Origin of the sequence: Kitasatospora phosalacinea, from assembly GCF_000717185.1 — a bacterium.
Classification (GTDB): Bacteria; Actinomycetota; Actinomycetes; order Streptomycetales; family Streptomycetaceae; genus Kitasatospora; species Kitasatospora phosalacinea_A.
On sequence record NZ_JNYE01000016.1, the window covers coordinates 22,366 to 36,708 of the forward strand.

Genomic DNA, 14,343 nt, shown 5'->3' on the forward strand with positions numbered 1-14,343 from the left:
GCGCGGCCGTCGGCCGGTGCGCCGCACGGGGGTGAGCAGGATCACCGGCGCGCGGCGCAGCAGGGTGCGGCGGCGGGATGCGGCAGTGGGGTTGCGGCAGTGGGCGCGGGAGGAGGCGTGGCAGCGGTGCGGCGGAACGCGATGCGGAACGTGACGCAGCAGACACCGGTGTAATTGGTATCCAAGATGCGTAATTGGCTAGAGTCAGCGCCGTGAGGCTGACCAAGAGCACCGACATCGCACTGCGCATCGCGATGCGCCTGGCGGTGCTGGACGAGGACCAGACCCCGACCACCCGCGAGGTGGCCGAGGCGGTCGGCGTCCCCTACAACCACGCGGCGAAGGTGGTCAGTCGCCTCCAGCACCTGGGCATCGTCGAGGCCCGGCGCGGCCGCGGCGGAGGGCTCGCCCTGACCGCCGCCGGGCGCACCGGGTCGCTCGGCCGGATCGTCCGCGAGCTGGAGGGCGTCGGGGACGTGGTCGGCTGCGAGGACGAGCCGCCCTGCCCGCTGCGCCACTCCTGCCGGCTGCGCGGCGCGCTGCGGCGGGCGCAGGAGGCGTTCTACGCCTCGCTCGACCCGCTGACGGTGGACGACCTGGTCAGCGGGGAGGGGGACGGGGGCGGCGACGCCGGCCCGGTCCTGCTCGGCCTGCCGGTCGTGCCGGTCGCGTCGGCCGTGTCGGACACTTCACCCGCTTCGGCTGCTTCACCCGCGTCGGCCCTGCCGGACACCGGCGCTGTGCCGTCCGGCCCGCCGGGGCCGGGGCCGTTCGGCCCTTCCGCGTAGCCGCCCGTCGGACGAGCATCGAGTCGAGGCGAGCGGCAGACCAGTTCGGCGCCGGCCGACAGCAGCAAGTCCAGTACCAGTAGCAGGTTTTCCACACCGTTAAATGCGCATCTCAGATGCGAGTTTGGAGTTTCGGATGCTGTCCGAGAAGTCCGCGGAGACCGTACGCGCCACCCTGCCCGCGGTGGGCGCGGCCATCGGGGAGATCACCGGCTCGTTCTACGACCGGCTCTTCGCGGCCCACCCCGAACTGCTGCGCGACCTGTTCAACCGGGGCAACCAGGCGGACGGCAGCCAGCGCCAGGCCCTGGCCGGCTCGATAGCCGCCTTCGCGACCGCCCTGGTCGAGCACCCGGACCAGCGGCCGGACGCCATGCTCGCCCGCATCGCCCACAAGCACGCCTCGCTCGGCATCGCCCCCGAGCAGTACCAGGTGGTCCACACCCACCTGTTCGCCGCGATCGTCCAGGTGCTCGGCGACGCCGTCACCCCCGAGGTCGCCGCGGCCTGGGACGAGGTGTACTGGCTGATGGCGAACGCGCTGATCGCCATCGAGGCCCGCCTGTACGAGGAGAGCGGCACCCGCGGCGAGCGCCGCCCGTACACGGTGGTCGCCCGCACCGCCGAGACCGCCGACGTCGCCACCTTCCTGCTGCGCCCCGCCGACGGCGGGCCCGTTCCGGCGCACAGGCCCGGCCAGTACGTCTCGGTGCAGGTCGAACTCGCCGACGGCGCCCGGCAGATCCGCCAGTACAGCCTGTCCGGCCGGCCCGACGGCGGTCTGCAGATCACCGTCAAGAAGGTCGACGGCGACCCGGCGGGCGAGGTCTCCAACCACCTGCACCAGCACGTCGACGAGGGTGCCGTGCTGCAGGTCAGCGCCCCGTTCGGTGACGTGCAACTGGCCGACGGCGAGCGGCCGTTGGTGCTCGCCTCGGCGGGCATCGGCTGCACCCCGATCGTCGGCATGCTCGCCCACCTCGCCGAGACCGGCGCCACCCGCAGGGTGGTCGCCGTGCACGGTGACCGGCAGGAGTCCGCGCACGCCTTCCGGGACGAGTTCGCCCAGCTGGTCGACAAGCTCCCCGGCGGCGAGGCCCACGTCTGGTACGAGCGCCCCGAGGGCGAGTGGCCCGCCGAGCGCACCGGCCTGGTCGACCTGACCGGCCTGGACGTGCCCGCCGACGCCGTCGCCTACCTGTGCGGCCCGCTCCCGTTCATGCGCGCCGTCCGCACCCAGCTGCTCGCCGCGGGCGTGCCCGCCGCCGACATCCACTACGAGGTCTTCGGCCCCGACATGTGGCTCGGCCAGAGCTGACCGCAGGGCCCGACCTGCCGCCAACCGACTTGCCCAAAGCAGTGGTTGACTGGCAGCGGGTCGGCCCCGGAGGGGTGGGAACCGCTCCGGGGCCGACCCGGCCGCCTCACGGTGTCACAGCGCGGCCGTGATCGCGTCCCACAGCGCGACCCGGGCCCGCAGTGCGGTGCGGACCGTCGCCGCGCACTCCTCCCAGCGCTCGGTGTCGTCGCCGCACAGGTCGATCAGCATCTGCATCGCCATCGGGGTGTGCTGCTCGCCGTCCACCTCGATGTGCCGGGCCAGGTAGTCCTTGAAGACGGTCAACTTGCCGTCGGCGTCGTCGATCCGGACCACCTGCTCGAACATCTCCGGGATCAGGTCCTCCCGGCCGAACGCGAACGCCGCAGCCTGGCAGTGCACCGGCGCGTCCTCGATGATCGAGAACGTGACGGCCGTGAACGCGGCCGCCGCCTCCGGGATCTCCGCCACCTTCGCAGCCTCTGCGACCGGCAGACCGGACCGCACCGCCGCCAGGAACGCCTCGACCGGAGCGGTGTCCGCACCCGCCCTGGCCATGCCGTCCAGGTACAGCTCGAAGTGGCTGATGTAGCCGTCGCCGAGCTCGTCGCTCTCCTCCACCAGCACGATCTCGTTGATCAGCCGACGGCTCGCGGTCGGGCCGTCCGGCAGCCACGGCAGGTTCACGCACGTCAACTGCCGCTGCAGGCACTTGAGCAGAGACATGAAGTCCCAGACGGCGAACACGTGGGTCTGCTGGAAGGTCCGCACCTTCTCCAGGTTGTCCAGCGACAGGTACATCGGGTGGGAGACCACCTCGCGGCGGACCTCCTCGATCGACTCGCGCAGGGCGGTCAGGCCGGGGTGGCTGCGGTCCCAGTGGTAGCGGTCGCTCATGACTGCTCTCCTTGTGTGACGTGGCGGGGGATGAGGCACATGGACACTACGTGGGTGGACGCAGCGGTAGTACGGCTTGGAAAACGACTGCCCGAAGGGGCAGTCACTTCAGGACGGCCCGGATCGCGTCCCGCAGCTGCTCGGCGTCCGGCTGCAGGGCCCGGTCCAGCGCCAGGGCGAAGGGCAGGACCGCCCCGTCCGGGCGGGTGACCCGGCGGGGCGGGGCCAGCAGGCGGCACTCCTCGGCGGCGACGGCCAGCACCTCGGCGGCGAAACCGGCGAAGCGGTTGGAGTCGTCGACCACCACCAGGCGGCCGGTGCGCCCCAGCGACTCCACCAGGGCCGCCCGGTCCAGCGGGTACAGGGTGCGCGGATCGAGCACCTCCACCGAGGCCTCGCCCGCCAACTCCTCGGCCACCGCCAGCGCCTGGTGCACCAGGTGGCCGACCGCGACCACCGTCACGTCGCTGCCCGCACGGTGGACCCGGGCCGCACCGATCGGCACCGGCACCAGCGGCGCCGTCACGTCCTCGCGCACCCCCAGCGCGCCCGCCGGGGCGAACAGCACCACCGGGTCGTCGTCCCGGATCGCCGAACTCAGCAGCCCGTACGCGTCGGTGGGCGTCGCGGGCGCCAGCGTCTTGATGCCGACGTGCGCGAACAGGCCGTACGGGTGGTCCGAGTGCTGGCCCGCCCAGCCGCTGCGGGAACCCGAACCCGGCACCACCACGGTCAGCGGCACCCGCGCCTGCCCGCCCGTCATCAGCGAGAACTTGTGCGCCTGGTTGGCGAGTTGCTCGAACACCAGGAACAGCAGCGACGGGATCTGCAACTCGATCACCGGACGCATCCCGTTCAGCGCCGCCCCGATGCCCGCCGAGGTGAACGCCTGCTCCGACAGCGGCACGTCCACCACCCGCCCGGCGCCGAAGCGCTGCTGCAGGCCCGGCGTCAGCCCGGCCAGGCCCGCGCCGACGTCCTCGCCGAACACGCACACCGCCGGATCGGCCTCCAGCGCGTCCGCCAGCGCCCGGTTCATCGCCTTGGCGTACGACAACAGCGTCACAGGGCCGCTCCCGACCGGGGCCGCAGCCCGCTCGCGTACAGGTGGTCAGTGGCCGTCGCCGGATCCGGCTCCGCCGAGGCGAGCGCGAACCCGGCCGCGGCGGCGAGGAGTTCGGCCACCTCCAGGTCGATCGCCGCTGCCTCCGGCAGATCGGTCGCCAGCGGGTCGCGCTCCCGCCAGGACGCCACCTCCTCGGCGGCGCGGTACGACAGCCGGAAGCGCCGCTCCATCGTGTGGTGCGCCTCGAAGCGGTACGTCAGGCACTCCAGGAACGACGGCCCGCCGCCCGAGCGCGCGCGCTCCACCGCCCGCCCGGCCGCCGCCCGGACCGCCTCCACGTCCATCCCGTCCACCGTCTCGGCCGGGATGCCGAACGCCGCCGCCCGGCCGCACGCCGAACCGCCCACCGCCGAGGCGGCCGGCAGCGTCGTCGCGTAGCCGTTGTTCTCGCAGACGAACACCACCGGCGCCCGCCAGATGGACGCCAGGTTCAACGACTCCAGCAGCACGCCCTGGTTGAGCGCGCCGTCGCCGAAGAACGAGGCCACCACGGTCGGTTCACCGCGCCGCTGCGCCGCCCAGGCCGCGCCGACCGCGATCGGCGCGCCCGCGCCGACGATGCCGTTCGCGCCCAGGATGCCCAGCGAGAAGTCCGCGGCGTGCATCGAACCGCCGCGGCCGCCGTTCAATCCGCCGACGCGGCCCAGCAGTTCGGCCAGCAGCCGGCCGGGGTCGGCGCCCTTGGCCAGCACGTGCCCGTGCCCGCGGTGGGTGGAGGTCAGCTGGTCGGCCGGATCCAGCGCGGCGCACACCCCGACCGCCACCGCCTCCTGCCCGCTGTACGGGTGGGTGCCGCCGACGACCAGGCCCGAACGCACCCACTCCAGGGCCAGTTCCTCGAAGGAGCGGATCAGCCGCATCGTCCGGTACCGACCCGCCGGATCCGCCAGGTGCGGCAGGCTCACCGGCCCGACCGCCCCGACAGCCCCGACCCCGGCAGCCTCAGCTCCGGCAGCCCCAGCTCCGATGGCCCCGACCCCGGCAGCCCCAGCTCCGACCGCCACAGCACCGGGCAGAACTCCGGGTCCGCGTAGTCCGGTCGCCCGTCCGCGTCGCGCCGCACCACCGCGTCGTGGTTGTACACCACCGGCGAACCGTCCGGCCGCAGGAACGAGCGGTACCGGTTCGACCCGTCCTGCAGGTGCAGCGACACCGCCCGGCGCGGCTGCGCGGACCGGTTCGGGCCCGAGCCGTGGTAGGTGCGGCAGTGGTGGAAGGACACGTGCCCGCGCGGGATCTCCACCGGCACGGTACGGACCTCGGTGCCGTTGAACTCGGCGTTCTCGTGCAGCAGTTGATCCAGCTCCGAACGGTCCCGGGCCGCGAAGTGCCGGGTCGAGTCGTCGCCGCCCGGCCGCTCCTCCCAGCGGTGGCTGCCGTCCACCATGGTGATGGTGCCCATCTCCTCCGTGCAGTCGTGGAACGGCAGGAACGCCGTCAGCATCCGCTGCGAGGTGGAGGTCTGCCAGTAGTGCTTGTCGAAGTGCCACGGCACCACGTTGCTCGGCTCGCCCGGCACCGGCGGCTTGTAGATCAGCGTCGCCTGGAACAGCCGGATCTCCTCCGCCTGTGCCAGCCGGGCCGCGACCGCGCCCAGCAGCGGCTTGCGCAGGATCCGGCCGATCTCCGCGTGCTCGTAGTGCACGTAGTCGTTGTGCCGCTGCACCGGCCCGTCCGAGGGCTTCCACGATGCCAGGTGCGGCGGTACGGCCGGGAGTTCGCGGTCCCGCTCGCCCGCGTAGTAGCGCTCGGTGGCGGCCTGCAGCGCGTCCAGCTCGGCGTCCGAGAACAGCCGCCGGGACAGGTACCAGCCGCGCTCCGCGTACTGCAGCACCTCCTCGACGGTCGGCAGCAGCGCCGACTCCTCCTCGGTCAACTCGAACTGCTCGATGGCGGTCGACACGTCCGTTCTCCTCTGCTCAGCTGTCCGCGGTGGCGCGCTCGCGCTCCACCGCCTCGTACAGGGCCTTGATGTTCGCGGTGCCGAAGCTGCCCGCGCCGCGCCGCTCCACCAGCTCCAGGAAGAAGGTCCGGCGCGGATGGGTGGAGCGGGCGAAGATCTGGAACAGCTCGCCGCCGTGGTCCCGGTCCACCAGCACGTGGGTGTCGCGCAGTTCCGCCACCGGGATGGCCGTCGGGCCCAACCGCGACTCCAGCGCCTCGTAGTACGCGCCCGGCGTGCTCAGGAACGCCACCCCGCGACCCGCCAACTCCCGCACCGCGGCGGTGATCGAGCCCGTCGCGTACGCCAGGTGCTGGACGCCCGCGCCGCCGTGCGCCTCCAGGAAGCCGTCGATCTGGCCGGCGGCCCGCGAGGTGTCCGGCTCCAGCAGGGTGAAGGTGACCGTCCCGCACGGGCTCTGCACCACCCGGGAGTCCATCGCCTGGTCGCCGACCTCCACGTACTCCCGGAACACCTCCCGGAAGCCCAGCCCGCGCACCGCCCAGTCCACCGAGGCGGCCAACTGCCCGCCCGGCACCACCACCGCCACGTGGTCCAGCGACAACAGCGCGCCCTCGCCCGGCAGTTCGCCCTCCGGCAGCAGGTCCTCCGGCCCGGCGAAGCGCACCGCCAGGTCACCGAAACCGGAGACCGTGCCCGCCCCGTCCAGGCAGCCGCCGCCCGCGTTCAGCGCCCGCTCGGCCGCCGCGGCCGCCGCGACCCGGTCGGTGTGCCGCAGCGCGACCACCGCCACCCCGTCGCCGTGCCGCCGCACCCAGGCCGCGACCTGGTGCTCGGCCTCCACCACCGAGGTCACCAGCACCCGGATCGAGCCCTGGTGCGCCACCACCTGCGCGGTACCCGGCGCGGCCGCGGCCGGCTCGCTCAACGTGAAGCCCCAGTCGTCGCGCAACTGCGCGGCGTACTTGTGGGCGTCCTCCACGTACAGTTCGGTGTACGCGATGCCCGGCACGGTCATGAGTCCCCTCCGAGGTGCTTGGCCGTGATGCTCGGCGGCCCGAACAGCAGGCTCAGGTTGTGGCCGCCGAACGCGATCGAGTTGGACAGGGCGTGGCGCACGACGCTGTGCTCGGCCGCGCCGCGGACGTGCCGCAACGCGCAGGCCTCGTCCGGCTGTTCGAGGTTCAGGGTGGGCGGGAGCAGGCCCTCGGCGACGGCCAGTGCCGACACCGCGGCCTCCACCGCTCCCGAGGCGCCCAGCAGGTGGCCGGTCGCGCCCTTGGTGGAGCTGACCCACGGCTCGTGCGCGCCGAACACCTCGCGCAGCGCCGAGGCCTCCGCCCGGTCGCCCAACTTGGTTCCCGTGCCGTGGGCGTTGACGTAGTCCACGGCCGACGGCGGCAGGCCCGCCGAGCGCAGCGCGGCCCGCATCGCGGAGACCGCGCCCGCACCGTCCGGGCGCGGCATGGTCGGGTGGTGGGCGTCGGTGGCCGCGCCCCAGCCGACCAGGGCGGCGTACCCGGAGGCGCCGCGGGCGGCCGCGTGCCCGGCGCTCTCCAGCACCAGGACGGCGCTGCCCTCGCCCAGCACGAAGCCGTTGCGGCGGGCGTCGAACGGACGCGAGGCCTGCGCCGGGTCTTCCCAACCAGCAGCGAGCGCCCGGGAGTTGTCGAAGGCCGCGGCGATCGTCGGATGCAGCGGGGCCTCCGCGCCGCCGCACACCACCACGTCCGTCTCGCCGCCCCTGATCAGCCGCAGCCCCTCGGCGATCGCCTGCGCACCCGCCGCGCAGGCGGTGATCACGGCCGAACTGTAGCCGCGGATGCCGTACTTGATGGCGATCCGGGCGGCCGCCATGTTCGACAGCATGCCCGGCAGCAGGTACGGGCTGACCGCGGCCCGGCCGCGCTCGCGCCGCCCGGCGGCCTGCTGCTCGTAGCTCTCCAGCCCGCCGCCGCCCGTACCCAGCACCACCGCGACCCGCTCCGGGTCGGTGTCCTGACGGATCGTCAGTTTCGCGTCGGCGAGGGCGTCCTCGGCGGCGGCCAGCGCCAGCAGCAGGAAGCGGTCGGCGACCCGGGTCTCGGTCGGCGGCAGCACCTCGGTCGCCGGGACGTGCGGGGAGACGCCCGCGACCCGCAGCCAGCCCGCCGCCGGGTGGCCCTCCGGCGGCGCGGACAGGCCGGAGCGGCCCGCCGCCAGCGCGCGGAACGCCTCCGGGACGGCGCGGCCCAGCGGCGTCACCCAGCCGATGCCGGTGACCTGCGCGGCGACGGGGCTCGCCGGGCTCACGGTGCCCCCGCCCCGGCCGCGGCGTTCTCGGCGAGGTGGCGCCGGCGCAGCAGGACCTTGCGGACCTTGCCGGTCGGGCCGAGCGGGATCTGCCCGTCCGGGACGGCCAGCACGGTGCGCACCACGGCGGCGACGTGCGGCTCCAGGGCGGCGAGCACCTCCGCGGTGCGGTCGGCGTCCCGGCCTGCGTCCCGGTCGGCGGCCGGGTCGAGCTGCAGCAGCACGTCGGCGACGGTCCGGTCACCGTCGCGGAAGGCGACCACGGTGCAGTCGTGCACGTCCGGGCAGGCCGCCAGGACGCGCTCCTCGCTGGCGGCGGTGTGCAGGCGGCGGCCGTCACCGAGGTCGACGGTGTCCACGGCCCGGTCGACGTGGTAGTAGTAGCCGTCCTCGTCGCGGTACATCAGGTCGCCGGTGAGGAAGTAGTCGCGCACCCGGGCGCGGTGGGTGGTGACCGAGTCGTTCCAGTAGCCGGGCGACAGGGTGGGGGAGCGGGTGCCCAGCTCGCCGACCTCGCCCGGGCCGAGCTCGTTGCCGTCCGGGTCGAGGACCGCGCAGTCGACGAAGGCGTGCGGACGGCCCACGCAGCGGCCGTACCGGTCGGAGTCGACGGTGTGGGTGATGTGGAAGTGCGAGTGGCCCATCTCGGAGGAGCCCAGGCCGTCGATGAACACCGACCCGGCGGTGCGGACCCGCCCCTGCCGGGTCGCGGTCACCCGCGAACCCTGGGCGACCAGGCGGCGGATGTGCGCCTCGTGGGCGCAGTCGCCGGTGTTCCACCACAGGCCGACCGAGGACAGGTCGCGGGCCGTGAGGTCCTGCCGGGCCAGGTCGGCCCAGGTGGTGGCGAAGCCGTAGACGCCCTGCGGCTGCCAGCGCTCGATTGCCTCCAGCACGGCCGGGCCGGTCTGCTGCGAGATCAGGTGCAGCTCGGCGTCGAAGCTGAGCGCCAGGTTGACGGCGATCAGCGTCGCGGCGTGCGCGGCGGGCAGCGCGCTGAGCACCCGGTCGATGCCCTGCGGGCGCGGCAGCAGCAGGCGGTGGCGGATCGCCGCGTACAGGCTGGCGTGCGAGTGCAGCACCGCCTTCGGCAGGCCGGTGGTGCCCGAGGAGTGGGTGATCGCGACCGGGTCGGTGGACCAGTGCCGGTACGGGTCGGGCGCCGACTCCGGTTCGCCGTCGGCGAGTTCGGCGGTGTCGGCGAGCAGCGGCACGCCGTGGTCGAGGTCGGCGAGGACCTTGGCGTGCGCGGTGTCGGCGAGCAGCCCGGTCGCGTTCAACCGGCGCAGGTAGCGGGCCGAAGTGTCCGCGTCCAGCGCCGGGTTGAGCAGGGCCGGGATCGCGCCGAGCCGGCTCAGGGCGAGGAAGGACAGCACCTGGTCGGCCGCGGCGGACGCCTGCACGGCGACCGGGTCGCGGCGGCGCACCCCGCGGGCGTGCAGGGCGGCGGCCCGGGCCCGTACCGCCAAGTCGAGTTGACGGAGCGTCAGGGTGCTGTGCGCCGGGTGCCCGTCGACCGGGGTGTCGAAGGTCAGGGTCGGCGAGTCCAGGCCGAGGCCCTGCTCGACGCGGGTGGTCAGGACGTTTCCGGCGCCGACGGAGCTGTCGGCGGACAGCGTGGCGCGCAGGCTGGGGAGGCTCATCGTTCCCGTTCTTCTCGTGGTGCGGGAGAGGGGGTCCCTCGGCGGGCCGCGGGGCGCGAGGGGGCTCAGGGGGCTGGGCGGTTGAGGGCTGGGAGCTCGGGGGGTCCAGGCAGTTCAGGGGGCGAGCAGGACGGCGGTGGCGTGGTCGGGCGGTCCCTGGACGGCGGTTACCACGAGGACCTGCTCGGCGTCGCCGTCCTCGATCAACAGGGCTGCCCGCTCGTGGAGTTCGCGTTCGTCGTCGAAGCCGGGGCCGAGTGCGACGACCGGGCCGTCCAGCTGCCAGCGGGCGGCGAGGTGGCCGAGGACGGCGTTCGGGTTGGACTGGAAGAACAGCAGCGGGGCGACCCGCTGCCCGTTCGCGGTGGCCCGGGCGAGCGCGTCCGCGGTGCCGGTGTCGCCGCTCGGGCTGGCCAGCAGCAGTGCGGTGCGCGGCGCCCCGGTCGCCGGGGGCGGGCCGTGGTGGGCGCGCAGGCAGCGCTCGGCGGTCTCGGCCACCAGCGGGCTGAACGCGGACTCCACGAAGCCCGCGATGGCGGGCAGTTCGTCCGCGGGCCGCTCCGGCCACCGGGCACGGGCCAGCACCCGCAGCGGCCCGGCCGACAGCCGGGGCACCGCGACGGGCCCCACGTCGGGGACCGGGGGCGCGGAGGGCGCCGGGTCGGCGACGGGAGCGGAGGCGGGAGCGGCGACGGGAGCGGGGACGGGAGCGGGGACGGGAGCGGGGACGGAGGTCGGGGCGGTCATGCGGGAGCCACCAGGAGGACGGGCCGGGGACGGCCGGACGGGAGCGGGCAAGGGCGGGCAAGGACTGGCATGCACGGGCGGGCATGGGCAGGGGGGGCAGGGACGGGCAGGGGCGGGCAGGTGCAGGTGCAGGTGCGAGGAAGGTCCAACGCGCTTGTGGTGAAGGCGGGTTGGCGATGAGGCTCAGGCGGGGGCGACCAGCAGCGCGGTGTTGGCGCCGCCGAAAGCGGCGTTGATGCTGAGGGCCAGGCCGGGGGCGGCCGGGCGGGGGCGGTCGAGGACCAGGTCGAGCGGGCAGTTCGGGTCCGGGGTCTGCCAGCCCGCGTTGACGGGCAGCGATCCGGCGCGCAACGCGCCCACCGTGGCGGCGAGTTCGAGCAGCGCGGAGGCTTCCAGGGCGTGGCCGTGCACGGACTTGGTGGAGCTGACCGGCGGGGTGCCGGCGGGGAAGACGGTGTGCAGGGCGGCAGCCTCGGCGAGGTCGCCGAGCTTGGAGCCCGCGCCGTTGGCGTTGACGTAGCCGATCGCCTCCGGCGCGGCGCCCGCCCGGGCCAGCGCGCCGTGCACCGCCCGGGCCAGGCCGGTCCCGGCGGGGTGCGGGCGGCAGACGTGGAAGGCGTCCCCGGTCCTGGCCCACCCGGCGATCCGGGCCAGCGCCCGGCCGCCGCGCCGGTGCAGGGCGGCGGCGGACTCCAGGACCACGGCGACCGCCGCGTCGCCGAGCAGCATGCCCTGCCGTCCCAGGCTGAACGGGCGCACGGCGCCGTCCTGGGCCAGCGCCCGTCCGGCGTCGAACACCGCGAAGGTGTCCGGCTCGACCAGGTACCCGGCCGCGACCAGCACGCGTTCGCGGCGGCCGGTGGCGATCAGCGCGGCCGCGTCGGCGACCGCGGTGGACGCCGCGACGCACGCACCGGTGTACACCCGGGGGTGCAGGCCGGTGCGGTCCGCGACCTCCGCGGCGACCGGTCCGGCCCGCCGGTCGCCGTGCAGGGCGAGCATCAACTCTTCTCTTCTGTCAGGGAGTTGCTGTTCGGTCGGGTCGGAGAGTGCGCCCGCCTCGGCGAGCACCGCGACCAGCTGGTCGGCCAGCCGGGGCGAGCCCGGCCCGGTGGCGGCCCGGTCGGCGCGGTACCCGGCGGTGCCGAAGCGCTCCACGGGGGTGAACGCGGGCCGCCCGGCGAGCACGCCGTCGGTGAGCGCCGCGAGCCCCGCGCCGAACGCCGAGCGCACGCCGATGCCGCCGACCAGGACGGCGCGCCGCGGCGGACCGTTCCGGAGCGCGGTCGGTGTCATGGCGCGGCGGCCCCCGCGTCCGCGGCCCCCGCGACGACCGGGGCACCGGCCGGGGCACCGACCGAGGCACCGGCCGCAACAACCGGGGCACCGACCGGGGCACCGGCCGCAGCGACCGGCGCACCGGCCGGGCCACCGGCCGCGGCGATCTGGGCGCCGAGTGCGTCGACCGCGTCGTCCACCGTGCGGATGGCGTCCAGCCGTTCGTCGTCCAGGTCGAGCTGCACGCCGTAGGCCTGCTCGGCCGCGGCGATCAGCCAGGTCAGCTCCAGCGAGCCCAGGTGCTCGTCGACCTGCTCGGGCGAGCGGTCGCCGTAGCGGGCGAGCATGGCCAGTGCCTCGGCCCGGCCGAAACGGGTTCCGGCATCGGTGCTCATCAGGCGGTGCCCACCGAGGTCTTGGCGATCCGGGCGGCGACCTCGGCGCTGAACTCGTCGATGGTCATCAGTGCGGTGGACTCCATGTCGTCCAGCTCGAAGCGGATGCCGAACTCCTCCTCGACCTGCACCGCGAGGTCGGCCAGCGCCAGCGACTCCAGGTCGAGGCCGGCCGGGCCGAGGTCGGTCTCCGAAGTGACCTGCGAGACGTCGTAGTTCATCCCGGACAGGGTGGTGAGGACGAACGAGCGGATCTGTTCCTGCATGGACGGATCTCCAGCGCAATCGGGAGGGGAAAGGGGGGGTGTTTCCGGGCAGGGGGCACCCACGGACGGGCGGACGGTGTCTGGAGCCGTCCACCGGGCCGGGCGCACCGCGCCGGAGGGGTGGGAGGTGGTCAGCGGGCGGCGTCGGCCTGTCGGCGCAGGGCGGCGGCGTCCCGCAGCAGCTTCCCGGTGGCGGTCCGGGGCAGCTGCGGCATCAGGTGCAGTCGGCGGGGGAGCTTGTAGCCCGCCAGTTCCTTGCCGAGCAGTTCGCGCAACTGCTCGGCGGGGCCGCCCCGTTCGGACGGCGAGGAGGTGACGCCCTCGGCGGTCGCGGCGTACGCCTCGATCGCGCCGTCGGCGAACAGCACCACGGCCTCGACCACACCGGGGAGCCCGGTGAGGGCCTGTTCGACCTCGTTGAGGTCGACCTTGAGGCCGCCGATGGAGATCTGGGAGTCGCGCCGCCCGAGGACGGTGACCAGGCCGGTGGCGGCCTCGACCAGGGCGGCGTCGCGGGTGTGCAGCAGGCCGTCCGACCAGCGGGTCGGGTCGGTTCGGCCCAGGTACGGGGACTCCGGCCGGGCGATGTGCAACTCGCCGCCGTCCAACGACAGTTCCATGCCGTGGACGGGTTCGACCGCCGGGTGGTTGCGCCCGGACAGGTCGGTGGCGATCACGCCGGTCTCGGTCATCCCGTACATGGTGCCCAGCGGCACCCCGAAGCGTTCGCGGAACGCCGCGGGCAGCTGCGGGCGGACGAGTTCACCGGCCACGATCATCCGCCGCAGCTGCGGCAGCCGGGGCGGCGCCGCGGCCGCGGCCAGCAACTCGGCGTGGAAGGGCACCCCGATCACGGTGGTCGGGGCGGCGCCCTCGGCGACGGTGGCCAGGATGCCCGCGGGGGTCATCCGCTGCGGCACCACCAGCTCCACGCCCGCGTGCAGGGCGTGCAGCAGTCCGCCGACCAGGCCGAGCACGTGCACCGTCGAGGACAGCAGGACGGTGCGCTCGCCGCGGGCCGGGAACTCCGGCAGCCGTGCGTAGCAGTCGAGTTCGCGCAACAGGTCGGCGGCCGTCCGGGCGATCACCTTGGACGGGCCGGTCGACCCCGAACTGAGCTGCACCAGGGCGTGCCCGGTGGCGGCCGCGGTGCCTCCCGGCAGCGACCGGAACCGCGGCCGCCCGTCGGCGAGTTCGACCAGCACCCGGGGGTGCAGCCGTTCCACCGCGCGGTCCACCTCGACGCTGGTCAGCCGGTGGTCCAGCAGGACCGCCTGCGCGCCGGAGCGCCACGCGGCCAGCAGGACCGCGACGAACTCCGGCGACGGCGGCATCCGCAGCGCCACCGTCCCGTGCTCGCCGAGCCCGGCGGCGGCCAACTGCCGCTGCCGTTCGGCCACCAGGGCCCGCAAGGTGCCCCTGGCCACCGGAGCGCCGAAGCGCAGGCACGGTTCGCCGTCCGGTCCGGCGAGTAACTGCTCGTCCACCCAGTCCGCGGCAACCGTGCCGCCGCGCACCGGGGTTGGGGTAAGCGTCAACGCAACTCCACGCGCTCGTGTGGGAAGCAAAGGTCGGAAGTTGTGATGCTTCAGTGTGGATCCCCCGTCGGTGCCGACCTTTGCACGGGAGCGCATCAAGGGTCAAGGTCTATACCAGTGGGCGGTCGCCCCCTACGCTGTCCCTCGTTTTC

Annotated in this window: 13 protein-coding genes and 1 pseudogene; 2 read left to right on the forward strand and 12 right to left on the reverse strand. The window is 74.6% G+C overall.

The window, feature by feature from the left end; all coding sequences use genetic code 11:
- Positions 1 to 212: 212 nt before the first annotated feature.
- Together OO57_RS09210 and OO57_RS09215 are read left to right on the forward strand one after the other, a co-directional pair.
- Positions 213 to 659, forward strand: a pseudogene (locus OO57_RS09210) (RrF2 family transcriptional regulator); the annotation flags it as partial.
- Between the two features lie 265 nt (positions 660 to 924).
- A complete protein-coding gene (locus OO57_RS09215) occupies positions 925 to 2,106 on the forward strand; it encodes a globin domain-containing protein (RefSeq protein WP_033251846.1) in 1,182 nt (393 codons plus the stop codon).
- A 114-nt stretch (positions 2,107 to 2,220) separates the two neighbouring features.
- On the opposite strand, the gene OO57_RS09220 is transcribed toward OO57_RS09215, so the two are convergent.
- The 12 genes from OO57_RS09220 to OO57_RS09275 form a co-directional block, all read right to left on the reverse strand.
- Positions 2,221 to 3,003, reverse strand: coding sequence for a DUF3050 domain-containing protein (locus OO57_RS09220; RefSeq protein ID WP_033251847.1), 783 nt, complete (start codon positions 3,001 to 3,003; stop codon positions 2,221 to 2,223).
- Positions 3,004 to 3,106: 103 nt separating this feature from the next.
- A complete protein-coding gene (locus tag OO57_RS09225) occupies positions 3,107 to 4,069 on the reverse strand; it encodes an alpha-ketoacid dehydrogenase subunit beta (protein ID WP_081973559.1) in 963 nt (320 codons plus the stop codon).
- Positions 4,066 to 5,034, reverse strand: coding sequence for a thiamine pyrophosphate-dependent dehydrogenase E1 component subunit alpha (locus tag OO57_RS09230; RefSeq protein ID WP_199811231.1), 969 nt, complete (start codon positions 5,032 to 5,034; stop codon positions 4,066 to 4,068). Before OO57_RS09230 ends, OO57_RS09225 begins: the two co-directional genes overlap by 4 nt.
- Positions 5,031 to 6,032, reverse strand: coding sequence for a phytanoyl-CoA dioxygenase family protein (locus tag OO57_RS09235; protein ID WP_234337277.1), 1,002 nt, complete (start codon positions 6,030 to 6,032; stop codon positions 5,031 to 5,033). Before OO57_RS09235 ends, OO57_RS09230 begins: the two co-directional genes overlap by 4 nt.
- Before the next feature lie 16 nt (positions 6,033 to 6,048).
- Positions 6,049 to 7,050 (reverse strand): VOC family protein, encoded by a 1,002-nt coding sequence (locus OO57_RS09240; protein WP_033251848.1) that lies wholly within the window; start codon positions 7,048 to 7,050, stop codon positions 6,049 to 6,051.
- Positions 7,047 to 8,324 carry a beta-ketoacyl-[acyl-carrier-protein] synthase family protein gene (locus OO57_RS09245; protein WP_033251849.1) on the reverse strand — a complete coding sequence of 426 codons (1,278 nt, stop codon included), beginning with the start codon at positions 8,322 to 8,324 and terminating at the stop codon, positions 7,047 to 7,049. The genes OO57_RS09240 and OO57_RS09245 overlap by 4 nt, the downstream gene beginning before the upstream one ends.
- The gene (locus OO57_RS09250; RefSeq protein ID WP_033251850.1) at positions 8,321 to 9,967 is read right to left on the reverse strand and encodes a class I adenylate-forming enzyme family protein; all 1,647 of its coding nucleotides are present in this window, start codon (positions 9,965 to 9,967) and stop codon (positions 8,321 to 8,323) included. The genes OO57_RS09245 and OO57_RS09250 overlap by 4 nt, the downstream gene beginning before the upstream one ends.
- Positions 9,968 to 10,081: 114 nt before the next feature.
- A complete protein-coding gene (locus OO57_RS09255) occupies positions 10,082 to 10,714 on the reverse strand; it encodes a hypothetical protein (protein WP_199811232.1) in 633 nt (210 codons plus the stop codon).
- Between the two features lie 183 nt (positions 10,715 to 10,897).
- A complete protein-coding gene (locus OO57_RS09260) occupies positions 10,898 to 12,010 on the reverse strand; it encodes a beta-ketoacyl-[acyl-carrier-protein] synthase family protein (RefSeq protein WP_081973560.1) in 1,113 nt (370 codons plus the stop codon).
- A complete protein-coding gene (locus tag OO57_RS45290) occupies positions 12,007 to 12,387 on the reverse strand; it encodes a hypothetical protein (protein ID WP_234337278.1) in 381 nt (126 codons plus the stop codon). The genes OO57_RS09260 and OO57_RS45290 overlap by 4 nt, the downstream gene beginning before the upstream one ends.
- Positions 12,387 to 12,653: an acyl carrier protein gene (locus OO57_RS09270; RefSeq protein ID WP_033251851.1), complete on the reverse strand. Its 267-nt coding sequence runs from the start codon at positions 12,651 to 12,653 to the stop codon at positions 12,387 to 12,389. Before OO57_RS09270 ends, OO57_RS45290 begins: the two co-directional genes overlap by 1 nt.
- Before the next feature lie 131 nt (positions 12,654 to 12,784).
- Positions 12,785 to 14,191 carry a class I adenylate-forming enzyme family protein gene (locus OO57_RS09275; protein WP_051777002.1) on the reverse strand — a complete coding sequence of 469 codons (1,407 nt, stop codon included), beginning with the start codon at positions 14,189 to 14,191 and terminating at the stop codon, positions 12,785 to 12,787.
- Positions 14,192 to 14,343: the final 152 nt, after the last annotated feature.

Bases quoted from the DNA above. Each gene is read 5' to 3' on its own strand.
- OO57_RS09250 (WP_033251850.1), bottom strand. From the start codon at position 9,967: ATGAGCCTCCCCAGCCTGCGCGCCACGCTGTCCGCCGACAGCTCCGTC.
- OO57_RS09260 (WP_081973560.1), bottom strand. From the start codon at position 12,010: ATGACACCGACCGCGCTCCGGAACGGTCCGCCGCGGCGCGCCGTCCTG.
- OO57_RS09220 (WP_033251847.1), bottom strand. From the start codon at position 3,003: ATGAGCGACCGCTACCACTGGGACCGCAGCCACCCCGGCCTGACCGCC.
- OO57_RS09270 (WP_033251851.1), bottom strand. From the start codon at position 12,653: ATGCAGGAACAGATCCGCTCGTTCGTCCTCACCACCCTGTCCGGGATG.
- OO57_RS09240 (WP_033251848.1), bottom strand. From the start codon at position 7,050: ATGACCGTGCCGGGCATCGCGTACACCGAACTGTACGTGGAGGACGCC.
- OO57_RS45290 (WP_234337278.1), bottom strand. From the start codon at position 12,387: ATGAGCACCGATGCCGGAACCCGTTTCGGCCGGGCCGAGGCACTGGCC.
- OO57_RS09255 (WP_199811232.1), bottom strand. From the start codon at position 10,714: ATGACCGCCCCGACCTCCGTCCCCGCTCCCGTCCCCGCTCCCGTCCCC.
- OO57_RS09215 (WP_033251846.1), top strand. From the start codon at position 925: ATGCTGTCCGAGAAGTCCGCGGAGACCGTACGCGCCACCCTGCCCGCG.